This window comes from Neptunomonas japonica DSM 18939 (assembly GCF_000422765.1).
Classification (GTDB): domain Bacteria; phylum Pseudomonadota; class Gammaproteobacteria; order Pseudomonadales; family Balneatricaceae; genus Neptunomonas; species Neptunomonas japonica.
The window spans coordinates 136,758-160,029 of sequence record NZ_KE383915.1 but is presented as its reverse complement, the minus strand read 5'-3'; the positions used below and the strand labels follow the sequence as shown (position 1 = coordinate 160,029).

Annotated in this window: 22 protein-coding genes; 17 read left to right on the top strand and 5 right to left on the bottom strand. The window is 43.6% G+C overall.

Annotated elements, in window-relative coordinates; genetic code table 11:
- Nucleotides 1-13: 13 nt before the first annotated feature.
- The 3 genes from G511_RS0118495 to G511_RS0118480 all read left to right on the top strand — a co-directional run bounded on the left by G511_RS0118495 (nucleotide 14) and on the right by G511_RS0118480 (nucleotide 3,222).
- Complete coding sequence (locus G511_RS0118495) at nucleotides 14-703, top strand: 4Fe-4S dicluster domain-containing protein (RefSeq protein ID WP_028470961.1); 690 nt, start codon at nucleotides 14-16, stop codon at nucleotides 701-703.
- A gap of 170 nt (nucleotides 704-873) precedes the next feature.
- Nucleotides 874-1,800, top strand: coding sequence for a dimethyl sulfoxide reductase anchor subunit family protein (locus tag G511_RS0118485; RefSeq protein ID WP_028470959.1), 927 nt, complete (start codon nucleotides 874-876; stop codon nucleotides 1,798-1,800).
- Between the two features lie 57 nt (nucleotides 1,801-1,857).
- Nucleotides 1,858-3,222, top strand: coding sequence for an NAD-dependent succinate-semialdehyde dehydrogenase (locus tag G511_RS0118480; protein WP_028470958.1), 1,365 nt, complete (start codon nucleotides 1,858-1,860; stop codon nucleotides 3,220-3,222).
- Nucleotides 3,223-3,331: 109 nt separating this feature from the next.
- Here G511_RS0118480 and G511_RS0118475 read toward each other — a convergent pair whose 3' ends face one another.
- Nucleotides 3,332-3,715: a DUF3461 family protein gene (locus G511_RS0118475; RefSeq protein WP_028470957.1), complete on the bottom strand. Its 384-nt coding sequence runs from the start codon at nucleotides 3,713-3,715 to the stop codon at nucleotides 3,332-3,334.
- 247 nt (nucleotides 3,716-3,962) lie between these two features.
- Between G511_RS0118475 and G511_RS0118470 the strand changes: the two genes are divergently transcribed.
- The 4 genes from G511_RS0118470 (at nucleotide 3,963) to G511_RS23395 (ending at nucleotide 10,167) form a co-directional block, all read left to right on the top strand.
- Complete coding sequence (locus G511_RS0118470; RefSeq protein WP_028470956.1) at nucleotides 3,963-4,238, top strand: hypothetical protein; 276 nt, start codon at nucleotides 3,963-3,965, stop codon at nucleotides 4,236-4,238.
- Nucleotides 4,239-4,433: 195 nt separating this feature from the next.
- Nucleotides 4,434-5,369 (top strand): 5'-nucleotidase, encoded by a 936-nt coding sequence (locus tag G511_RS0118465; protein ID WP_028470955.1) that lies wholly within the window; start codon nucleotides 4,434-4,436, stop codon nucleotides 5,367-5,369.
- Between the two features lie 229 nt (nucleotides 5,370-5,598).
- On the top strand, nucleotides 5,599-6,588 hold the full coding sequence (locus G511_RS0118460) for an ABC transporter substrate-binding protein (protein WP_028470954.1): 990 nt from the start codon (nucleotides 5,599-5,601) through the stop codon (nucleotides 6,586-6,588).
- Between the two features lie 6 nt (nucleotides 6,589-6,594).
- Nucleotides 6,595-10,167 carry an EAL domain-containing protein gene (locus G511_RS23395; protein WP_051222227.1) on the top strand — a complete coding sequence of 1,191 codons (3,573 nt, stop codon included), beginning with the start codon at nucleotides 6,595-6,597 and terminating at the stop codon, nucleotides 10,165-10,167.
- A gap of 170 nt (nucleotides 10,168-10,337) precedes the next feature.
- Here the strand turns inward: G511_RS23395 and G511_RS24965 are convergent, their stop codons facing one another.
- The gene (locus G511_RS24965; protein ID WP_425411414.1) at nucleotides 10,338-10,490 is read right to left on the bottom strand and encodes a M48 family metalloprotease; all 153 of its coding nucleotides are present in this window, start codon (nucleotides 10,488-10,490) and stop codon (nucleotides 10,338-10,340) included.
- 20 nt (nucleotides 10,491-10,510) lie between these two features.
- Between G511_RS24965 and G511_RS0118450 the strand changes: the two genes are divergently transcribed.
- The 7 genes from G511_RS0118450 to G511_RS0118420 all read left to right on the top strand — a co-directional run bounded on the left by G511_RS0118450 (nucleotide 10,511) and on the right by G511_RS0118420 (nucleotide 17,570).
- Nucleotides 10,511-10,765 carry a DUF2164 domain-containing protein gene (locus tag G511_RS0118450; protein WP_028470953.1) on the top strand — a complete coding sequence of 85 codons (255 nt, stop codon included), beginning with the start codon at nucleotides 10,511-10,513 and terminating at the stop codon, nucleotides 10,763-10,765.
- A 107-nt stretch (nucleotides 10,766-10,872) separates the two neighbouring features.
- Nucleotides 10,873-11,349 (top strand): low molecular weight protein-tyrosine-phosphatase, encoded by a 477-nt coding sequence (locus G511_RS0118445; RefSeq protein ID WP_028470952.1) that lies wholly within the window; start codon nucleotides 10,873-10,875, stop codon nucleotides 11,347-11,349.
- Nucleotides 11,349-12,404 carry a UDP-N-acetylmuramate dehydrogenase gene (murB, locus tag G511_RS0118440; protein ID WP_028470951.1) on the top strand — a complete coding sequence of 352 codons (1,056 nt, stop codon included), beginning with the start codon at nucleotides 11,349-11,351 and terminating at the stop codon, nucleotides 12,402-12,404. The genes G511_RS0118445 and murB overlap by 1 nt, the downstream gene beginning before the upstream one ends.
- 113 nt (nucleotides 12,405-12,517) lie before the next feature.
- A complete protein-coding gene (locus G511_RS0118435; protein ID WP_028470950.1) occupies nucleotides 12,518-13,390 on the top strand; it encodes a cache domain-containing protein in 873 nt (290 codons plus the stop codon).
- A 170-nt stretch (nucleotides 13,391-13,560) separates the two neighbouring features.
- Complete coding sequence (locus tag G511_RS0118430) at nucleotides 13,561-14,952, top strand: sensor domain-containing diguanylate cyclase (RefSeq protein WP_028470949.1); 1,392 nt, start codon at nucleotides 13,561-13,563, stop codon at nucleotides 14,950-14,952.
- A gap of 18 nt (nucleotides 14,953-14,970) precedes the next feature.
- Entirely contained in the window at nucleotides 14,971-16,902 is a 1,932-nt protein-coding gene (locus G511_RS0118425; protein WP_028470948.1) for a DNA topoisomerase III, read from the top strand.
- Entirely contained in the window at nucleotides 16,899-17,570 is a 672-nt protein-coding gene (locus G511_RS0118420; protein WP_028470947.1) for a pseudouridine synthase, read from the top strand. The genes G511_RS0118425 and G511_RS0118420 overlap by 4 nt, the downstream gene beginning before the upstream one ends.
- A gap of 244 nt (nucleotides 17,571-17,814) precedes the next feature.
- Here the strand turns inward: G511_RS0118420 and G511_RS0118415 are convergent, their stop codons facing one another.
- On the bottom strand, nucleotides 17,815-18,522 hold the full coding sequence (locus G511_RS0118415; protein ID WP_028470946.1) for a hypothetical protein: 708 nt from the start codon (nucleotides 18,520-18,522) through the stop codon (nucleotides 17,815-17,817).
- Nucleotides 18,523-18,723: 201 nt separating this feature from the next.
- On the opposite strand from G511_RS0118415, the gene topA reads away from it, so the two are divergent.
- From topA to G511_RS23390, 3 genes are read left to right on the top strand one after another with little or no spacing between them, the layout of a single operon-like run.
- Complete coding sequence (gene topA, locus G511_RS0118410) at nucleotides 18,724-21,366, top strand: type I DNA topoisomerase (protein ID WP_028470945.1); 2,643 nt, start codon at nucleotides 18,724-18,726, stop codon at nucleotides 21,364-21,366.
- 30 nt (nucleotides 21,367-21,396) lie between these two features.
- Complete coding sequence (locus G511_RS0118405; RefSeq protein ID WP_028470944.1) at nucleotides 21,397-21,924, top strand: DUF6586 family protein; 528 nt, start codon at nucleotides 21,397-21,399, stop codon at nucleotides 21,922-21,924.
- Nucleotides 21,924-22,175: a hypothetical protein gene (locus G511_RS23390; protein WP_051222225.1), complete on the top strand. Its 252-nt coding sequence runs from the start codon at nucleotides 21,924-21,926 to the stop codon at nucleotides 22,173-22,175. Before G511_RS0118405 ends, G511_RS23390 begins: the two co-directional genes overlap by 1 nt.
- A gap of 22 nt (nucleotides 22,176-22,197) precedes the next feature.
- On the opposite strand, the gene G511_RS0118395 is transcribed toward G511_RS23390, so the two are convergent.
- Complete coding sequence (locus G511_RS0118395; RefSeq protein ID WP_245574156.1) at nucleotides 22,198-22,659, bottom strand: cell division inhibitor SulA; 462 nt, start codon at nucleotides 22,657-22,659, stop codon at nucleotides 22,198-22,200.
- Complete coding sequence (gene lexA, locus G511_RS0118390; RefSeq protein WP_036552430.1) at nucleotides 22,656-23,267, bottom strand: transcriptional repressor LexA; 612 nt, start codon at nucleotides 23,265-23,267, stop codon at nucleotides 22,656-22,658. Before lexA ends, G511_RS0118395 begins: the two co-directional genes overlap by 4 nt.
- Between the last annotated feature and the right edge of the window lie 5 nt (nucleotides 23,268-23,272).

The window sequence follows — 23,272 nt, the reverse complement described above, 5'->3', positions numbered from 1 at the left end:
GGAGAATAATAAGATGAGATTAGGTCTGGTAGTTGATCTGGATTCCTGTGTTGGTTGTCATGGCTGTGCAACAGCCTGTAAGCAATGGAATACGTCGGGCACCATTGGTCCCTTGTCGGATAAAGCCCCTTATGGTCGTAACCCTAATGGTGCTTGGTTAAACCGTATTCGTACTTATGAGGTGGATGATTCGCCGAACAGTAAAACTGTGCATATGCCGATGTCATGTATGCATTGTGATGATGCGGCTTGTGTAACGGTGTGCCCAACGGGCGCTTCATATAAGCGTTCTGAAGATGGCATTGTGCTGGTCGATCAAGATAAGTGCATGGGTTGTAACTTATGCTCATGGGCTTGCCCATATGGTGCACGTGAATTGGATCCGCAAGAAGGGACAATGAAAAAATGTACCTTGTGTGTGGATCGAATTTACGATGAGAAATTACCGGAAGACGAGCGTAAACCTGCGTGTGTAATGACCTGTCCGACTAAGTCGCGTGTGTTTGGTGACTTTGATGACCCTAATTCAGAAGTCAGCAAATTGGTGCGCGAACGTGCCGGTAAGCAGCTGCTACCTGAGTTAGGTTATAACCCTGTAAATACTTATTTGCCACCGCGAAATAAACCGGTTGTGGAGCAGTATCAGCCTGCATCGTTGAAAGATACGGTTAAAGGCTGGGTTAATAAGGTTATTTCACGCTAAGTGTTCAAGCGACTGCATTTGAAAATACGGCAGTAAAACGCTGTCTGTTTTTCTTGTAGTCGTGATGCTTGAGCAATAGTGAGATAGATAGAGCCTGCTCCTTGTTTAAGGAGCAGGCGCATAATAATAAAACGGCCAGCGTTTTGGTCGAGAAAAACGGAGATTGTAATATGCATCCGGCTTTTTCAGTTCTAGTATTTACCGTGATGTCAGGTGCCGGTTATGGTCTGATCACATTAATGGTGCTGGGTCACATGAGTGGTTTTGCACCTCAAGAAGATAGCGTACTGATCGGTGGCGGTGTGTTAGCGCTAGTGATGATTACTGTGGGCCTTCTTTCATCTACATTACATTTGGCAAACCCGAAAAACGCATGGCGCTCGTTCAGTCGTTTTAAAACATCGTGGTTGTCACGTGAAGCAGTGTTTGCGGTATTGTTTTACCCGTTTACCTTGATTTACCTTGCGGGTGTTTGGTTTCAGGGTGTTGAAGTAGGCACTTTTGTAGCGCTGTGTGGATTGGTGTCAGCAGTGCTTGCGATGGTGACATTGTTCTGTACGAGCATGATCTACGCTAGCTTGAAAACTATTCGTCAGTGGAACTCATCACTAACACCTGTAAATTATATTGCTCTAGGCTTAATGTCAGGTTCTTTACTGCTGGCGGCTGTTCAAGCACTAGTGGCTGGTGAGTTAGCGGCTGTTCAATTGCAAATGGCAATGGGTTTGTTGGTATTGGGCGCAGTGGTGAAAGTGGTTTATCTGTTTTGGATTGGTAAGCCTGCTGGTAGCACGATCAAAACGGCAACCGGTTTTACACAAGCAAGCGTTCGCTTGCTGGATCAAGGTCATACATCAAATGGTTTCTTGAATAATGAGTTTGGTTATACCGTTGAGGCCAATAAGTTAGTGCGTCTACGTTTGTTGATGTTAGCACTCGCTTTTGTTATGCCATTTCTATTACTGCTAGCAGCGAGCAGTGCTTTAACCGTTATTGCTGCTTTGTTAGTCATCGCGGGTTTGTTGGTTGAGCGTTGGTTGTTCTTCGCTGAAGCGCGTCATGTTGTTCGCCTATTTCATGGTGATCAGCGTACGTAAGCTGAAATATTCCGCTAAATAAATGCGTAATGAGATAACGAAGTAGAGAGAGCTGTCATGAATTTTGAAACACGTAATCCGGTAAATGGTGAGTTGTTAGAGGCATTTGATATGCTGACTAATGAGCAATTGGAGCAAAAGCTTAGCATTGCAGAGCAAGCAGCAGATGCTTGGAGCTGTTCAGTTTATGCAGAGCGTTCAGCATTGCTGCATGCTATTGCTCAGCAGCTAACCGATAACCGCCAAATGTTAGCTGAAACCATTTCTCTTGAGATGGGTAAGCTGTTGCCGGAAGCGTTAGGAGAAGTCGATAAGTGTGCGGGAGCGTGTAGTTTCTACGCTGATAATGCTGAGCAGATGTTGCAAGATGATCTGATCGAAACACCGGCGCGCAGAAGTCTAGTGACTTATCAGCCGCTCGGCATTATCTTTGCCATCATGCCGTGGAACTTCCCTTTATGGCAGGTCTTTCGTTGTCTTGTACCTGCGTTAATGGCGGGTAATGGGTTGTTGCTAAAGCACGCACCTAATGTGCCGCGCTGCGCAAAAGCAATTGAAAAGCTGATACGCGATGCGGGTGCGCCTGAAGGATTGGTGACTGACTTAGCTATTTCTGTTGAGCAGGCGGGTTTAGTCATTGCTGATCATCGTGTGCATGGTGTGGCCTTTACGGGTAGCGAAATGGCAGGGCGACAAATTGCAGCGTTAGCTGGCCAAAACCTTAAGAAAGTTGTTTTAGAGTTAGGCGGATCAGATTCGTTTATCGTATTGGATGATGCAGACCTCAATAAAGCGATGGATGTGGCAATGCGGGCTAGGTTTGGTAATGCAGGGCAGATTTGCATTGCATCCAAACGCTTTCTTGTTGTGCCTAGTAGAATGCAAGAGTTTACCGAGCTTATGGTATCGCGGGTTAATGAGTTGAAACACGGTGACCCACTTAATCCTGGTACGACACTGGCCCCCATGTCTCGATTAGATATACGGGACAAGGTTCATCAACAGGTAATGGCGTCTATTTCTGAAGGTGCGCGGGCATTGACGGGTTGTAAGCCCATTGAAGGTGCTGGTTATTTTTATGAGCCGTCTGTACTAGATAATGTGAAGTTAGGCATGACTGCTTTTAATGAAGAGATCTTTGGCCCCGTTGCTGCCATCGTTGCTGTTCGTGATGAAGCGGATGCAATTGCGCAGGCAAATGCTACTCGCTTTGGCTTGGGTGCAAGTATTTGGACTCAAGACCTTGAGAAGGGAGAAGCAATTTTGCGTCAGATTGATGTGGGCTGTGGTTTTGTTAATGCCCAGGTTGCCAGCGATGTTCGCATGCCGTTTGGTGGCGTAAAGGCTTCAGGTATTGGTCGTGAGTTAGGCATTAGCGGTATTCGAGAGTTTTGTAACGCTAAGTCTTTGTGGGTTGCTTAGGCTATAAGCTTGTTTTGGAAAGGTAGGTGTGAAAAAACGGATGACTTGTTCATCCGTTTTTTTATGCAGGTAAAGCGGCTAGCTTTTTATCAATAAAGAGGTGAAACGGTTAAGCCATTCTACTTAGATCGTTACGTAGCTCTTGGATTTTAGCAGCCATTACTTGTTCCATTTTATTCAGCTCTTCCATCAAAACTGCGCGGCGGTCGCTGTTACTGTGCTTTTTTGAGAGCGTATTTAGTTCTGTAATGGCGGCCATCAGAACAGGATCGCTTCCTCCGTTATGTTTGCTTTTCTCTTGTGCTTGAGCATCGGCAGCAACCACCTTATTACACTCAAAGTAGAAAGAGCTGCTTTCAGGCAGAGCTGAAGTCTCAGAGTTTTTAAAGTAAATTTTCAGAACTTCCTGATCATCTTTTTGGCTGAGTTTGTAGTGGCTGATAGCGTGGGGATCGTTAAGTCCCATCGTTTTAAGCGTGCTGTATTCAGACATAGCTTTACCTGTTTATTCTTATATAAGTTCTTGTAATTCGTAAGCGCCAGTAGGCTATCCTCAAGCATAAAGATCATGCAAGGAAGCAGTAGGGCCAATTTGAGAGGTCTGATATGTCCAGATATGCTCATCTAAGTACGATATAAATGCTCTGGTCCTAAAAAACAAAAAATTCTGGCACTAATTAAGCGCGTTACAGGGACTTATAGTTAAAGCATAATGATAAAAATCGAGCAGGAGATAGAGAATGGCGACTAAAACCCAGGTACAGATTGAACTACAACCAGAAACACTTGATCTGTTTGATCGTTATCACAAATATACTGGCACATCGCCTGAGTTTTATATCACTGAGCTCGTTGAGAAAACTTTGCCTACGGTAAAGGCCATGGTCGATGCAATGGATGAAGCCAGTGAAAACCCAGATGCGGGCATAGATGTAATGGAGCTATTTGCACGTAATATGGCTTCCGCTGCTCTGGAACAGAAAAATGCAGCTAAGGAAGCTCCTCTTACTGTTTAGTAGAGTTTTATGCAGCAGTTAGTCTAGGCTGTAATGTCACAGCACACAAAGCGCGTCAGCTTTTTAAAGTCGACGCGCTATATACGTAGAGAATTTGTTTAGAGCATTAACTGCATTTTTATCTTCTTCAAGTATTCCATCTTTCCCTTCTTAGCTATTACTATGAACTACTCGTTGAGTAATTAAAGGGATTTCATGTCTTACCCAATCGATAACAAGTTAGTGATTGCCGTATCATCTAGCGCTTTATTTGATCTTCGTGAATCTAATTCAATTTTTGAAGAGCATGGCCCTAAAGCTTATAAGCAGTTTCAGGAAGATAATCTTGATAAGCTCTTGGACAAAGGTGTTGCCTTTCCTTTTATCAAACGATTTTTAAACATCAATAGCCACTTTCCCGAACAAGAGCCGGTAGATGTTGTATTGCTTTCGCGCAACTCAGCGGCAACGGGTAAGCGTGTTTTTCGCTCGATACAGGCCTATGGGTTGGATATTACGCGTGCCGCATTTGTTGAAGGGAAGTCTCCTTTTGAGTATGTGCCCGCTTTTAATGCTTCTTTGTTTTTATCAGCCAATGAGAAAGACGTACAAAAAGCAATTGATGCAGGCTTTCCAGCAGGTGTTGTATTGCCGGGTAAGTCTGTTAATGATGAAGGCAGTGATGAGTTAAGAATTGCTTTTGACTTTGACGGAGTGATCGCAGATGACGAAGCAGAAAGTGTATTTAAAAATTCTGATCTTCCTGTGTTCCAAGCCCACGAAGTTCAAAATGCTCATATACCGCATAAACCAGGGCCGCTGGCTGACCTGTTTAAAAAGCTCTCTTTTTTACAGCAATTAGAAGATGAAGAGATTGAAAAGAATCGTCATTATAAACGATTAATAAGAACCGCTATCGTGACCGCGCGTAATGCACCATCGCATGAACGTGTTATCACAACACTTGAATCGTGGGGTGTGAGTGCGAATGAGACTTTTTTTCTCGGCGGGATGGATAAAAACAGAATCTTGTCACGTTTTACGCCTCACATGTTTTTTGATGACCAGCGCTCTCATCTTGAATCAGGCGCAGGGGATATTCCAATGGTTCACATTCCTTTTGGAATAGCGAATTTGGATGTGTCAAACTAAGTAAAATGATCGGTTATATAGACCCAGAGTAGGTATGTTTTATTATGAGGACGTACACTGCCACTTTTATTCGCAGTAGGATTAATTGCCATATTCATGTGAAGCAAATAGGTAGGTGCAAGCAGGTAATTTCTTGATTTTCATGCGTAATTTTAGTGTTTCTCATAATGCAATTGCTTAGGGTTGAACTAAGCTCAATGAATGCATTGTTGTTTGAGGGGGTGGGTGTATGAAACGTTATTTTTCCAAACTGTTATTTGGTAGTGCTCTAGTATGCTTTGGGCAGGTATCACTTGCCGCTGATTATAAAGTACTCGTGGTCATGAGCTATGAGGAACAAAACCCTTGGTGTATGGAAATACGCGAAGGAATAGATTCAGTGTTGGGTGGCTCTTCCGATATTACCTATTTCTATATGAACACTAAAGTAGACCGTGCAGGCGGCCCTAAAATGGCTCAGCAAGCATTGAATTTATATAAGACTTTAGCGCCTCATGGGGTGATCGCAGTTGATGATAATGCTCAATCTATGTTGGTGGTGCCGTCATTAAAAGGTCAAGTCAATACGCCAATAATGTTTAACGGCGTTAATGCACACAATGAGAAATACGGGTACCCAAACTCTCATATTTCGGGCGTGTTAGAACGTGCGCATGTGCGTGAGTCATTAGCTTTCGCTAAGCAGCTTATACCTTCGATAGAGTCCGCCTGTTTTGTCACCAATAATGTGCCATCTGGCGAGGCCCTGCGTGATCAGGTGATATCACAGCAAGAAAGTTATCCAGTTAAGGTCCATGACTTTCATCTCGTTAAGTCGCTAGATGAGCTAGACGAACTTGATGATAGTTTACGTGAGCATTGCGATACACTTTTTGTTGACAGTGTGGAAGGTGTCCTTGGGTATGAGCAAGAAGCGTTGAACAGCAAAGAGGTGCTTAAATACCTCAATCAAAACTATGGAGGCCCCATCCTCGGTGGTAATCGTTATCAGGTAGAACAAGGTGCTTGGGCAGCAGTCGTTAAAACGGGTCAAGAGCAAGGGGAAACCGCTGCTGAGATGCTGTTGCAAGCAATGCAAGGCACGCTCGTTGAGCAAATTCCCGTGGTCACAAATACTAAAGGGCAGAGGGTGATCAATGTTAGCGCATTAGAAAAAAATAAAGTGCCATTAAAACCTCTTTTACTGAGAGGGGCTGCTTTGGTGAGCCAGCAACCGTAAAATTTGATGATCATTCCACGTTTTATTTCAGAAACCTCCAGTAAACTTATATTACTGGCTGTACTTAATGCATTGGCGTTTGGTGCAATTGCACTCATCTCAGGCGCCGGTTTTGATCGTGTTAAACTGCTCGCAACTAAAGTTGCTGGTAGTGAGGTCGCGGGTGTCATTGAAAATGCTTTCTTGGGACGAGAGATCTCTTCTGCTTTTTCTGATCTGGATAGGCTAAGCCATGAATGTAGTCAGAAACCACGTTCTCCAGAATTAAGTAAACGACTATCTGAGCATTTGGCAGGTCTTGCGGGCAAGCTGCAAGACCAAAAGCTTGCTGCTGCTTTCGAAACCTTCCGTACATCGGCAGATGCGCTCATTATTCAATGTGATCTGCTTAACCAGCATTTGTCTAATCACCACGAAATTGATATGCAGACCGCGTCCGATCTGGCGCAGCTAGAGCAGGCAATCGGAGAAGCTCTTATACAGGAAGTGTTGGCCAATAAAACAACGGCACATCTTGATCAACTCATGACATTGGCTGCAGGTCTCAGAGAAACACTATTTCTAGTGGGCAAGCGTACAGCTGAAAAGCTCGGCGGATATATTATTGACGACCGTACGAGTCAGCGTGACGTCATTTGGCTTGTTAAAGATATGTCTTTGCGTTTATTAACGCTGACATCGTCGACACAAAATATTGCCAAGGCTAGTGAAGAGCTGAGTCGCGATTTGGTAAGATACCGCATCTCGTTAGAGGATTATATTACTTTAAATAGTGAACTTCAGAACATTATTACACAGATGCTTGATGCCAAGATCGATGTGCTCAGTATCATACAAAGAATGGACAAGGAAACGTTTAGCCGTTCGGCTACTGTTCAGAAAGAGATCAGTGAGATTGTCAGAAGTTCAAGCTTTCAAGTTTTGGGATTTTCACTGCTTATCGCGCTACTCTTTTTACTACTGATTAGCTGGTTTAATAGGCGAAATATTCGGGAACCACTAAGAGATACTTTGAGGCTAATCCACTCAATAAAGAGGGGGGAGGCCACTACGGTATTGGTAACTCGTCATGATGAGTGGGGAGTAATACAGTCATCCTTGTCAGAAATGACCGAGGAACTTCATCACTCACAAGCTGAATTGTTAGCAAGTCAAGAGCGGCTTGAAATGGCCATACTGGGTGCCAACGATGGCCTGTGGGATTGGAATCTGGAAACTGATGATGTTTATTACTCGCCACGTTGGAAATCCATGTTGGGGTATGCTGATGACGAACTCGGTTCAACCTTGGATACCTGGGCTTCATTGGTTGCACCTGATCAGAAGGATAAGGTGTACGAACATGTAGCTGATTACCTAGAAGGTCGCACTCCTGTTTACTCTATTGAGTTTCGTATGCGCCACAAGGATGGAGGTTGGGTCGATATCTTAGCCCGCGCGCAACTTGCTCATGATGCTAATGGGACTGTATCCTCTCCTCGCCGACTAGTCGGTACGCATTTAGATATTACTGAACGTAAGCACGCTGAAGAAGAACTAAGACATAGCGAAGAAGCGCTGCGTACCTTGATTGTTGCGTTACCGGATATTATCAGCCGTTTCGATGAGCAAGGGCGTCATCTATATATATCGGACAACATAAGTTACATCGTCCCGCTGTCGGCTGAAGATTTTATTGGCAAAACACACCGAGAATTGGAATTTCAAGAAGATCTCTGTGTGGCTTGGGAGTTTGGCATTAACCAGACTTTTGAGAGTGGCGTTGCGTGTAACATTGAATTCACCCTGAAAAGCAATTTAGGGCAAAAGATATTCACCTGTTCCATGACACCAGACCTCGATGAAAGTGGAAATGTGAGTACGGTACTGGCCGTTGCACGTGATGTCACTCAATTGAAAGAGCATCAGCGGCGCTTAGAGCATATTGCTCATTACGACGCACTAACTGGCTTACCGAATCGTATTCTGTTTTCTGATCGTCTACAGCAGTCTATGGCTCAAACGACCCGTCGCGGACTAAAGCTAGCAGTCGCTTATATCGATCTAGATGGTTTCAAAGCGATCAATGACAATCATGGCCATGATGTAGGGGACCGGTTACTAACGGTAGTGGCAGGCCGCATGAAGGAGGCATTACGCAATAGCGATACGCTGGCTCGTCTGGGGGGAGATGAATTTGTCACTGTACTTCATGACCTGCCAAGCCCCGAATATTGTGAGCTCATGTTGGAAAGACTTTTAAAAGCCGTGTCTGAGGATGTAGTAGATAAAGGTGTTGTTTTGCGGGTTTCGGCCAGTGTGGGTGTAACATTTTATCCTCAGGGTGATGACATCGATGCAGATCAATTGCTGCGTCAGGCAGATCAGGCTATGTATCAGGCTAAACTGTCGGGGAAAAATCGCTTCAATACTTTTGATATGGAACAAGACCGTGTTGTTCGCGTTCATCACGCCAGTATTGAGCGTATCCGCGAAGGGTTAGGAAATCAGGAATTTGTACTTCACTTCCAGCCTAAAGTGAATATGTTCAGCGGCGCAGTGACAGGAGTGGAAGCCCTTATCAGATGGCAACACCCTAAGCAGGGGCTACTATTTCCTGGTGCTTTTCTACCTATCATCGAAGATCATTTTCTTATGATCGAGATGGGTGACTGGGTACTCAGAACAGTATTGGCTCAGATGCGTGCCTGGCGATCAGAAGGACTTGTCATGTCTGTTAGTGTCAATATCAGTGCTCTGCAAATTCAACAAGCGAACTTCGTCCGAGAGCTCTCTGTTTTATTAGATGAATACCCTGATGTACCCGCGAGCGACCTTGAACTTGAGATACTAGAAACTAGCGCTTTGGAAGATGTTGTTCAAACATCCGAAGTGATTCAAGAATGTTTGATACTAGGCATTAAAGTTGCCTTAGATGACTTTGGTACAGGTTACTCTTCACTTACTTACTTGAAACGGTTGCCAGTCCATACCCTGAAAATAGACCAGAGTTTTGTACGCGACATGCTCAACGACCCTGATGATCTTGCTATTCTAGAGGGGGTTTTAAGCTTAGCGAGAGCGTTTCGCCGTGAAGCTCTTGCTGAAGGGGTTGAGACCATTGCACATGGTTGCATGTTGCTTGATTTTGGATGCCAATTGGCACAGGGGTACGCCATTGCCTATCCGATGCCATCGCAAGATATTCCCTCCTGGGTTGCTGACTGGGAGCCACCAAAAATATGGCTGAATCGACAAGAAAAAAGTGGTGATGCGTTACTGGCCTGTGTTGCCACCGTTGAGCACCGATCTTGGATAGCGTCAGTCGAAGCATATTTGAAGGACAGCGGCGAAGTACCGATGATGGAGTGTAACGCCTGTCGATTTGGTTTCTGGCTCAATGGCGAAGGTAAGAAATACTACAAAGATCCGGCGGTTTTTCTTGAGGTAGAGGCGCTTCATGAAGAAGTTCATGTGCTTGCAAAAAAACTGATGGAATTGAAGCAAAAGGGTAAAACGACCGAAGCGCTTAATGGACTTCAGGATCTGTACCAGTTAAAGGGCTTTTTGCTGGAGCAACATGAAATACAAACTGATTGAACACATAAACTATATGTAAACGTTGCCATTATCGAGCCCAGCGCTTTTATGATGAGTACCTTCCAATCTTAGCATGAGGTCGGAAAATCGGTGGGGGGGATGTTACGTGTACGTAAAAACTCTAATGCGTAAGTGTCGGCTTGTGTTTCATAGTTATGTGAATGGGCAAGCTAGGCTAAGATTACAGGCAAGCCCAGTAATGCTTCAGAAGTGCTCGATACGTCTCCGATAATCATTACGAGTAGAAAAACATACAACGAGCTTTGTACCAGACGGCGCATACTATGGCGATAATTAACATGCGCTATTTCGTGCCCAAAAATTGCTAAAGGAATTATGGCTCATGTCAAAAATAGAGTTCACCCCTGAACACAAGCGTGTGATTATTCAAAAGATACAAGGCTACTTTCAAGACGAGTTGGATCAGGATATGGGACAGTTTGATGCAGAGTTTTTGCTAGATTTTTTTTCAAAAGAGGTAGGTGCTTATTACTACAACCAAGGGCTACACGACGCACAAGCTATGATTGAAAAACAACTTGAAAGCATAACAGATGCCATCTATGAAATTGAAAAGCCAGTTGCATTTACTCGCTAACTGTATTTGTAAAACCATTTGATAACTAATTGATTTATAATATCTGCCGTTGATAGTTTCGATAGTTATTTTCTGTTTTAGAATATTTATTTAATTGGTTGTTTTGAATGAAAAAAGCTCGCGTTCTTTTTGTCTGTTTGGGTAATATTTGCCGTTCACCAACAGCGCATGGTGTATTTGAAACACTGGTTGCCCAGCATGGCTTAGCGGGTGCGATTGATGTTGATTCTGCTGGAACGGCTGCGTATCACGTAGGCAACCCGCCTGATTCACGGGCTACCTCAGCTGCTGCAGAGCGTGGTTATCAGCTAGATCACCTTCGTGCGCGTCAGGCTATCTCTCACGATTTTTCTGAGTTTACGCATATCCTTGCGATGGATGAGGAGAACTTAAGTAACCTTAAGGCGATAGCTCCTTCTGATTATGCAGGGCATTTAGGCTTATTTTTAGATTTTGCTCAGTGCGTTGAACATGAAGTTCCTGATCCTTATTACGGCGGTGACGCAGGTTTTAGCCATGTTTTGGATCTGGTTGAAAATGCCTCAATGGGGTTGTTGCTAAAACTTCAGCAAGTGCCGCGTTGATGAGTATCGAACAAAAACTACAAAAAAATCACTCGCTTCAAGCTAGTAATACATTAGGTTTTTCTGCTTTTGCTGAATACTTTTTAGCAGTAACGAGTGAGGCCGAGTTGGTAGCTGCTATAGATTATGCCCAGCAAAATGACCTTGCCGTACGAGTGCTTGGCGGCGGGAGCAATGTATTAATGGCTCCTCAGGTTGATGGTCTTGTTATCCGTATTGATATTATGGGTAAAAAGGTTCTTCAAGAAGGTGTTGCGAATAGCGTTCTTTCAAAAGAGACTGTCGATATTGTTGTAGGGGGGGGGGAAAATTGGCACGAAACGGTTGCGTGGAGTGTTGCTCAAAGTTTGTCTGGTATGGAGTCGATGGCTCTTATCCCTGGCCGTGTTGGAGCTGCACCTGTGCAGAATATTGGCGCTTACGGACAAGAAATGAAAGATATTGTCTTTAAGGTACGCGCATATCAGTTAGAAACGGGGCGTTTTGTTGAGTTATTCAATGATGATTGCGGTTTTGCATATCGCGATAGTGTATTTAAGCAGTCTCCAGGACAATTCATTATTACCGAGGTGGTGCTTAGGCTTTCTTGCCGTCAGGACGAGAGCATTCGGTATGCAGCACTGCAGAGCTATTTTATAGATCAGGGCATTAACCTGCCTGATATTAAGCAAATTTTTGATGCGGTTTGCGCTGTACGCCGTAGTAAGCTGCCTGATCCTGATTTACTGGGCAATGCGGGAAGCTTTTTTAAAAACCCTGTGATTACTCAGGCTCAGTTTGAACAGCTAAAGCTACAATGGCCTAGCATAGTTGCTTACCCAGAAAACAAGGGCTTTATGAAGCTTGCTGCGGGCTGGTTGATTGATCAGTGTGATTGGAAAGGTAAGCGTGTAGGGCATGTTGGCGTGTATGAAAAGCAAGCGTTGGTGTTAGTACATTTTGGTGGCGGTGATCGAGCCGAATTACTCGCATTAGCGTCTGATATTCAGGCATCTGTACTAGCCTCTTTCTGTGTAGAATTGGAAGTGGAACCTCAGCTTTTTCCCTTCGTATAATTTGTTAATTAATCAATTTGTCTACTATAGTCCCAAGGCCGTTATAAAAAGTGGTATGTCTAAAAAGAATAAAAATAGGTGGTTTGTGCAGCCGCCAGCCTTGGAGCGCCAAAGTGAAAAACCTTAAAATAATGCAAAAGATTTTAATTCTGACGGCCATTCCGTTGATCTTAACCGTTGCCGCTATTATGTCGGTATCGATCTATCAAATGCGCACTTTAGGCATGCAGGAGGTTGAACAAATTCGCTATACAATGATGGCGTCCAAGCAAGAGTCGTTACGAAACTATATGGAAATCACCGCCACCTCGATTCGACCTATTCTTGAAACAGAAAGTGATATTTATACGGCACGTGAAAAAGTAAAAACTGCATTGCGATCAATCTCCTATGGTGATGATGATGGCTACATTTTTGCTTTTGATTATGAGGGTGTCACTAAGGTTCATCCTGCAAAGCCTGAGCTGGAAGGCAAAAACTTGATTAATTTAGTTGACGTGAATGGTGTGCGATTAATCGAAGACCTTGTAAATGCTGCTCGAAATGGTGGTGGTTATGTAAGCTATTTATGGGATAAGCCTTCGAAAGGGCGTGAGGTCCCTAAGTTGAGTTATGCTATTGCGCTTAAAGAGTTTGGCTGGATGCTTGGAACAGGCTTTTATATCGATGATATAGATGATGCTGTTTTGTTAAAGCAGCAAGAGGTAGATGAGAAAATTCAAACCATGATGATCTTGTCGCTTTCAGTGGGCCTGGCAATTTTGATCTTGATTATTATTATTAACTTGTGGCTTTCAAACCGCGCGCTGGTCAAGCCTATTCGTGAGCTGGCAGAAAGTGCTCGCCAAATGAGTTTGGGCAAAATGGATACTGTCATTACGGTCAATTCAAAAGATGAAATAGGTGAGCTTGCCGATGCTATTGGTCGTATGCAGAAAAGCCTGAAAGTGATCTTCAAAAAGTTAAAGCAAACATCGCGGAATTAGCGGTTATCTGTGTTGTCTATTTAGAAAAGTAAAAGGCAAGTTATCTTGTCTTTTTTATTTATAAATTGCTCAAATAAAATGAAAATTCCTCGTAATGATCTATGCTAAAAGCATTGTTTATGGCCTCTGGGTGTCTATCGGATGATTGCCCGTCTCTTCAGGATGAATGCATGAAGAAAAGTGTTTTTGACTTTTTGATCGCTATTGGTGTTTTTCTTGTCGCTTATTTCGTTGCTGTTTTATCAGGGTTCAATGAACATTGGGTTTCATGGACTTCGGATTACTCTTCGGTTGGGCTTAATGAGCTACCAGTAGCGTTAGCGTTTTTGTCTTTTGCTTTGGCTTGGTATGCATGGCGACGCCTACAAGATGCTAATGCTAGTCACCAGCAGTTATCCAAAACAGTAGAGCAACTGAGCAAGCAAGTTGAAGAAAGAAAGCTCGCAGTGGAGCAGGCACAAGTACTCTCTGAGACTAAAAATGAGATGCTGGAATACGAGTATCTGCGTAGTAAGAAGCTGCAGCAGGTTCGTATGATGAGTGATGCATTGGCTGCTGCCAGTTCATTAGATGAGCTGCAGGAAATATCAGTAAAGTATTTAAAAAACCTAATACCCGATCATACAGTTGCTGTGCTGTTTGCAAATAAGGCCTTTGAGAATTGGGCTTTAGCAGGCGCTTGGGGTGAGCATAAAGATAAAATATACCCCAATGTTAAGTTAGAAGAGTGTCAGGTTTTGCAGCAGGGGAAGCCTTATATTGACTCTTCAAATACGCAAAAAATGCTGTGTGATAATGCTAATTTAACCACAATAAAGAGCGTGGCTTGTTACCCTATTAGTTGTCACGAGATGCAGTTTGGTGTTTTGCATATTCGCTCAGAGCGGTTGACGGAGTCGTTATTATCCAAAGAAGATGAACAACGAATTATAGCGGTCTGTAATACTATCGGTTTGCATTTTAATAACACGCAGCTGCGAACCGAACTAAGTATGGCTTCTAACCGCGATGAGCTAACTGGGCTGTTAAATCGTAGAGGTCTGGGTAATACCTTAAAACGAGAGATAACTACTTCTGGCCAGCAGGGTTATGAAGTCACTGTTGCTATGATCGATATTGATCATTTCAAAAGTTATAATGATTCATTCGGTCATCAAGAAGGTGATAAGGCATTAAAATTTGTTGCTGAAACGCTGGCTAAAAACATGAGAGCCCGAGATGTTGTTGCTAGGTATGGCGGAGAAGAGTTCATTCTTGTATTGCCTAACACCAGTAAAATAATTGCTTATAAAAAGCTTAAAATGCTGATTGCGACAGTGGCTAACGATTCTGAAATCAGTCCGGATTGTAAGCGTGCAATTACTTTGTCTGCAGGAATAGCGACCTGTCCGCAGGATAAAAACAGTGAAGAAGCATTGATTAAATCGGCAGATTTGGCATTGTATGCGGCTAAGAAGCGTGGCCGAAACTGTGTGATGGCGTATAAAGTCGCTAGCTCAAAAGTATCGGCTGTTAAGCAGCCTGCAGCGGATAGTATTATTCCTACCAAACAGGTTAAGTAACCTAGAGTAAGTCCTTCCATGATTTTATACATAGCAGAAAAGCCCAGCCTTGGGCGTGCTATTGCCGATGCACTACCAAAGCCGCATAAAAAAGGTGATGGTTGCATCCATGTAGGTAATGGGGATGTAGTGAGCTGGTGCATTGGCCATTTATTAGAGCAAGCCCAGCCAGAAGCTTATGATCCTGCATTTAAAAAATGGACAATTCAGCACCTTCCTATTGTGCCTAGTGAGTGGAAGCTCGAAGTTAAGTCGAAAACACGTAAACAGTTTACGGTACTAAAAAGGCTGATCAAACAAGCAGACCTGCTAGTAAATGCCGGGGACCCCGATCGTGAAGGGCAGATATTGGTTGATGAGGTTATTAGTTTTAGTGGTGTTTCTAAAGCAAAACGAGAATCGGTAAAGCGCTGCCTAATAAGTGATTTAAATATAAATTCGGTTAAAAAATCTTTGAACAACTTACGCAGTAATGCTGAATTCGTTCCTTTGGCGACATCTGCATTGGCAAGAGCGCGTGCAGATTGGCTATATGGCATTAATATGACACGTTTATGTACGTTGCAAGGCCAGAAAGCTGGCTTTAACGGCGTGTTGTCGATAGGGCGGGTGCAAACGCCTCTATTAGGATTGGTAGTTCATAGAGACTTAGAGATTAAGAGTTTTGTATCTAAGCCTTTTTATGAAGTGTTTGTTACTTTAAAAACACCGAAAGGTGAATTTTATAAAGCTAAATGGAAGCCCAGCGAAGCTTGTGAACCCTATATGGATGAGGAGGGGCGAGTACTCTCTAAAAAACTAGCTGAGAATGTTGTGGCACGTGTTTCCGGTCACAGTGGCTCTGTTGTGAGAGTACAACAGAGTAAGAAAAAACAGGCCGCACCACTGCCTTATAATTTATCTTCTTTACAAATTGATGCCGCCAAACGATATGGTTTAAGTGCTAAGCAAGTGCTTGATATATGTCAGCAGCTGTATGAAAAACATAAGCTCATTACCTACCCCCGTTCTGATTGTCGTTATTTACCATTGGAGCACTTTAGTGGTGCTGGATATGTTGTTAGTGCTATTGCAAAAACTTGTCCTGAATTAGAAAAAGCGGTTGCTAACGCTGATCTGAAATTAAAAAGTAAGGCATGGAATGACACTAAAATTAGTGCCCATCATGCGATTATCCCTACGGCGAAAGCAATGGTGACGAGTCGTTTGTCGTCTGGGGAGGTCAATGTTTACGAACTGATTGCTCGGCAATATTTAATACAGTTTTATCCGCCTTTTGAGTATTTAGACAAACAGATTGATACTGAAGTGGCAGGAGGATTGTTTGTCGCCAAGCAAAAAGATGTATTGGTGCAAGGCTGGAAAAAGTTGTTTCCAGCCGCAAAGCAGGCGAACGCTCTGACCGCGGGAAGTGATTCTGGAGATGGATTTTCAAGCGTAAACTTTCCTGACGTAAAACAGGGCGATACAGTCTTGTGTTCAGAAGCGAATTTATCTGAAAAGCAAACGAGCCCGCCTAAGCATTTTACTGATGCAACGTTATTATCTGCGATGACAGGTATCGCGCGTTACGTACAAGACCCCACTATTAAAAAGGTGCTAAGAGAAACGGATGGTTTAGGAACAGAGGCAACGCGGGCAGGGATTATTGAGTTGTTATTTGCACGGCAGTTCTTAACAAGAATTGGCAAAGATATTCGCGCAACAGAAGTGGGCATTCAATTGATTACTAGCTTACCTGAAAATATGGCACATCCCGATATGACTGCGCATTGGGAATCTCAATTAGAAGCGATAAGCCAGCGTGAAATGAAGTACGCTCATTTTATGGCGCCGATGACCTGCAGTTTGCAGCAGTTGATTGAAGAGGTGAGTGCGGTTCAATTTCAAGGCTTACGAGGGCAGGGAAAGGCTCCGGCTAAAAAACGCAGGAGAAAGAAAGCATCATGAGTGCTCCTGGAGATGATTTTATTGCGCCTTTTTGCGCAGGGCAGATAGACATACTTCTTCAAGATGAACATATTCTATTGATCAATAAGCCAAGTGGTTTGTTGAGCTTGTCAGGTAAAAACCCTTTGAATAAGGATTCAGTGCATTTTCGTTTAGCACAGATGTTTCCGGGTATTACTATGGTGCATCGTCTTGATTTTGGTACGTCTGGCATTATGGTGCTGGCTTTTAGTAAAGCGGTTAATGCAAGCCTGACTAAGCAGTTTCAAAATAGAACGGTACAAAAAACTTATATTAGTGTTTTGAGTGGTCATTTAGATTGTGAGCACGGCAGTATTGATGCGCCTATAGCGAAAGACTCTCCTAACTTTCCTTATCAAAAAATCTGCTATGAAAAAGGTAAGCAAGCACTAAGTCGTTTCAAGGTGTTGTCTACATCGAGTAACCCCGCAACGAGCCGAGTGTTATTTACGCCAGAGACGGGTCGCACTCATCAGTTACGTATTCACAGCCGTGAGATGGGGTACCCGATTTTAGGTTGCGATTTGTATGGAACACCGCAAACTCAGGCTATGTCTAGTCGGCTTTTGTTGCACGCGTTAACCTTGGACTTTGACCACCCCGTAACCGGTGAGCGTGTTCTGGGAAGATGTGAGTGCCCATTCTGATTTATGTTAGTCAATGCTCAGTGTAATGATGGGCTAACTATATGTAGTTTCTTTGCTTTTTTATAGGCTTTGGCTTGTTGTTATGTACTTTACACGGCATCACAGTGTGTAAGTTGATTTAGTTCATAAACTATAGCAACTCCGGTTCGACACACTTGTGTGGTAGAAATTTTGCACTTATATAATAAAGAGATATGAGTCTTAGTGTACGGCTCTTATAGCTAGTGCAGGTCGAATGAAAATATCATTTTAAGAAATTATCAATAGAATCCTCAAGCGCTCCGCTATGCTTCGTTTTGCGCGGTTGTATAGCGATTATCTGAGGTTGAATTAAGTCTAGCTTTGGTTGTTTCTTCTGTTGTGGGACCATCGCACGCACAATCACTGCTTTGGCGTGCTTAAGGTGGGATAGGGCAAGTGGTTTTTCATCTTGTCCAATAAACTGCTGTGCTTGGTGTATGTGGGCATCAGCAACTATTGATATGTTTAGCCAGTAAAGTTCTTGACCATAGTTCTCGGCTAGCAGTGGCGATAACTTACCTTTTTTTAGCATTTGGTTTAGTAGCTTTTCGGTAAAATTGATGTAAATTTGGAAGCGTTTTAAATCTTTGTCACTGTGAAACACGCCTTGTCCTGGCGCGGTTCTATCTGCTGTTTCTTTTTGATTATTTACTTGCGTCATTAGATCGGAATCAGGTGCTAATTGGCTGATCTCTTCTATTTGCACCATGGCATGGTTGTTAAGTTTTTCTAAGATTTCTGGTTTACAGCCTGCTGCTTTGAGTGTTGCAATGGCGTCTAATGTATTAAAAGTTTGTTTGCGCAACCAGTCGAGCCGCTCATGTTTAGCAGACGTATTGTATTCTCTTTGAGAAATGAAATAGTTGATAGTCAGCGCAATTGCACCAATAACAGCTATTATGACGATATAAATCAGATTATCTTGCAACATGGTATGAAACTGCCTCGCTAAGTCTCTGAATTATATAGTTAGGATGTACCGTTGTTAAAGGGAGTATTGAAGTTATTTGCTATTAACTGATTATAGTACTTATGGACTTTTTTATGAGACTTGCTTGACCCCAGTTGTATAAGCACTTATATATGCTCGCTATTTTTATTGTGTCGTATCTGCCCGAGGATAGTTACCCCTATGGGAAAGTCGCTCGTTATTGTTGAGTCACCCGCAAAAGCCAAGACAATTAATAAATATCTTGGTAATGAATATGTCGTGAAATCGAGCGTAGGTCATATCCGTGATCTGCCTACGAGTGGTAGCGCCACAAAGTCAGATCCTAAGGCCCGCGCCAAGCAGGCTGCGCTGACACGTAAAATGGCGCCTGATGAAAAAGCCATTTACAAAGCGAAAAAAGCTAAAGACCAGTTAGTTGCAAGGATGGGCGTCAATCCAGAAAAAGATTGGGAAGCGCACTATGAAATCCTTCCTGGGAAAGAGAAAGTAGTCGAAGAATTGCGACGCTTAGCTAAAGATGCAGACACTATCTATCTCGCGACCGATTTGGATCGCGAGGGGGAAGCGATTGCTTGGCATTTGAGAGAAGCCATTGGCGGAGAAGATGAGCGTTACCGTCGCGTTGTTTTTAACGAGATAACGAAAAAAGCTATCAGCAGTGCATTCGAGTCGCCTGGTAAGCTAGACATGAATCATGTAAATGCACAGCAGGCGCGCCGTTTTCTAGACCGTGTCGTGGGTTATATGCTGTCTCCTTTATTGTGGGAGAAAGTTGCTCGCGGGCTTTCTGCAGGACGAGTGCAATCGGTTGCTGTACGTTTAGTTGTTGAGCGAGAAAAAGAGATTCGTGCTTTTATTCCTGATGAGTACTGGGAAGTGCATGCGGATACTAAGACAGCTAATGCTGAGGCGTTAAGGCTGCAAGTTGCTCGTGTAAGCGGCAGTGCATTCCGACCTTCATCTGAAGCTGAAACTAATGCGCATTTAGCCGCACTTAAAGATGCCGAGTACACAGTGCTTAGTCGTGAAGATCGTGCGACTAGCAGTAAGCCATCGGCTCCATTTATAACATCAACGCTTCAGCAGGCTGCCAGTACACGCTTGGGCTTTGGTGTGAAGAAAACCATGATGATGGCTCAGCGTTTGTATGAAGCGGGCTACATCACATATATGCGTACTGACTCAACCAACTTGAGTTCTGAGGCTGTAGAAAGTTGCCGTGAATATATAGGTGATCATTTTGGTAGTAAGTATCTACCAGAAGAGGCTGTTCGCTATTCAAGCAAAGACGGTGCTCAAGAAGCGCATGAGGCGATTCGTCCTAGTGATGTAAATATCGAAGCCACTGCTTTAAAAGCGATGGAGCGTGATGCTGAACGTTTGTATGAGCTAATTAGACGTCAGTTCTTGGCTTGTCAAATGATGCCAGCGTTGTATACCAGTTCTCGTATTACTGTGAAGGCAGGTGAGTTTGAGTTAACCACTAAAGGGCGTATTTTACGTTTTGATGGTTACACTCGCGTAATGCAAAAAGGTAAAGGTGATGAAGATCTTATCTTGCCGGATGTGAAAAAAGGTGAATTGCTGACGATGACGGCAATTGAGCCTAAGCAGCACTTTACTAAACCAACGGCTCGTTTTACTGAAGCCAGCTTGGTTAAAGAGTTAGAAAAACAAGGTATTGGTCGTCCATCGACATATGCATCAATTATCTCGACTATTCAGGATCGCGGCTATGTCGAAATTCAGAATAAGCGTTTTTATGCCTGCAAAATGGGCGATATTGTTGTTGAGCGTCTTACCGAAAACTTTACTGACCTAATGGATTACAGCTTTACCGCGCGAATGGAAGATGCGTTGGATGAAATTGCCCAAGGTGAAGCTGAGTGGAAAGTACTGCTAGATCGTTTCTATGGTGGCTTAACGCGTAAGCTTGAAGAAGCTCTTGACCCTGAAACAGGTATGCGTCCTAACTCGCCCACAGAGACCGATATTCCATGTCCTGAATGTAACCGTCATATGATGATTCGCACCGGAAGTACCGGTGTCTTTTTGGGTTGTTCGGGCTACAACTTGCCGCCGAAAGAGCGTTGTAAAGCAACAATCAATCTAACACCGGGTGATGAAGTCGTTAGTGTTGATGGTGACGAAGAAGAAGAATCTCGCATCTTGCGTAACAAGCATCGTTGTAATCTTTGCGATAGTGCGATGGATAGTTACTTAGTCGACAAACAGCGTAAGTTGCACGTATGCGGAAATAACCCGGATTGCCCTGGATACGAAGTTGAAGAGGGTAGTTATCGCATCAAAGGTTATGAAGGTCCTTCACTTGAGTGCGATAAATGTAGTGCTGAGATGCAATTGAAAACGGGCCGTTTTGGTAAGTTCTTTGGTTGTACGAATGAAGAGTGTAAAAATACTCGTAAGCTGCTGAAAAGTGGTGAAGCGGCGCCGCCTAAAATGGATCCGGTGCCTATGCCTGAGCTGATCTGTGAAAAGGTTGAAGATACCTACATTCTTCGTGATGGTGCTTCTGGTTTGTTTTTAGCAGCAAGCCAGTTTCCACGTAACCGTGAAACAAGAGCGCCAAAGATTATTGAGTTACTGCCTCACGAGTCTGAGATAGATCCTAAGTACACTTTCCTGTTTAGCGCGCCAAAGCGTGATAACGAAGGGAATGAGACTATTGTACGATACAGTCGTAAGACAAAGGAGCAGTATGTGATGACTGAGGTCAATGGCAAAGCAACCGGATGGCGTGCATTCTATCAGGGCAATGCCTGGGTGGTAGAAGAGCCGAAGGCTAAAGCGAAGAAGAAGTAACCTTTAATGGTCATGTTATAGAGGTAGTGTATGAGTAATGTATATCTGGTCAGGACGAATCAGAAAATTAATTTTGCACGTATTCATTTAGATGCTTTGACAGTAGCGCAAGACTCTACGAAGTGGAGTAAGCACAACGAAATTGAATCGTATAATGAATCTATTTTGTTTCATTTGGCGTCGGCATACGGTTCATTTTTACGAGAAATTGCTGAAAAATATAGCTTTGATACCAGTAAGGTAAACACCTTGGCTGATTTAGAAGTTATGTTTGAGGCATCGGGGCAAGAGTCGCCAGAAAGGATTGAACTGGTAGGCTTGGAGCAAAGTGAAGTAAGTTGGTTGCATAAAATGCTAGCTGCTTACGGTGCTTGCTGGAAAGCTCTAGATAATCACAGTGAAGCTGCAAGTGATAAAGTAAGCGTTTCAGAAATTCACGTTGTGCAGATTAACCCAAATCATGCAGAAGACAGTGATATTCTGGCCGAATACAAACAGTGGCTCAATGAGTTTCGTTCGCTAGTCGAGCGTTTACGTTCAGATATGCAAGAGTGGTAGTGAGTAAAAATACAGTGGAACAAACAGTACTTGAGATTATCAAGCTCCCGTCAGGCGAATACGCTATGCGCAAGGCGGGTGAGGACGAACCGCTCATCACGGTGAATTTGTCACAAAAAGTTAAAGATGGTCTGAATGGTCAGTCTGAAGAGTTGGCGCGTATGATTCTTGTAGCTGGTGCAAAGATGATGTCTGAGTTATCAATGGAGTCTGCGGAAGCATCCAAGACTCCTAAACCAGTAATCCACTAGTTCTTCCTTTTTGTCTGCTGTTTCAGTGGTGGCGTCTTCTTATGAGGATGCCGTTACTACATCCTTGTTGAGCTGACTGCTCTAAATTTTTTATCTCATGTTCAGATATCTCTTCAGCCCAGCTAATGACTGCGTGGCAGGTGCCAGTGCTTAATGCTTTTTTTGCTAGTTGAAGTACCGAGTTATGCTCATCTGGGTAGAGCAAAATAACCTTGTTTAAATCGATGCCAGCATCTTGTAATAGCGAGCGTGGTAAGTTGGCTGGTGGCGCTATCCAAGCAAACCAGCGATCTTCATGGCTGAGTTGCGCCAGTAAAGGCATAAGCAGCGGCATATCATTGAGTTCGCCGCTACGTGTGACGATCTCAGTGATTTTTCCGAACTCTTTTTTTGCAGCTAACGGTTTTTGGTGAATCTGATTTTGCTCATGTTTACGTAACAACGCCATGCCGGGTCTGTTACGATGGTTATGCAATTGAATCACAAATCACCTCCTTGTCTAATGACGCCTACGCCTAAGCCTTCGATAGATAGTTCTTGCTGTCTTAGGTCAACTTGTATTGGTGAGAACTCAGTGTTTTCTGCAATCAGATACACCATGTGTCCTTCTTTCTTGAAGCGCTTTACCGTAACTTCGTCATCAATACGAGCGACAACAATTTGGCCGTTACGTGCTTCTGTGCATTGGTGTACTGCGAGTAAGTCACCGTCCATAATGCCAATGTCTTTCATGCTGGTGCCATGGACTCTCAGCAAGTAGTTAGCCGGAGGGTGAAAGAAGTCGGCTGAGATAGTGCAGTGTTCTTCGATATGCTCTTGTGCCAAAATCGGAGACCCTGCTGCGACGCGTCCTATTACTGGTATACCGTCTTCCACTGTTTCCAGTTCAGGTAGGCGTATACCGCGAGAGGTGCCTGGAATAATCTCAATTGCGCCTTTTCTTGCTAATGCTTTAAGATGTTCTTCGGCAGCATTAGCAGATTTGAAACCAAGTGCTTTGGCAATTTCTGCACGTGTCGGTGGATATCCGGTTGCTTCTATATGCCCGCGGATGCATTCCAGTACTTCTTCTTGGCGTTTGGTCAGTTTCATAATGG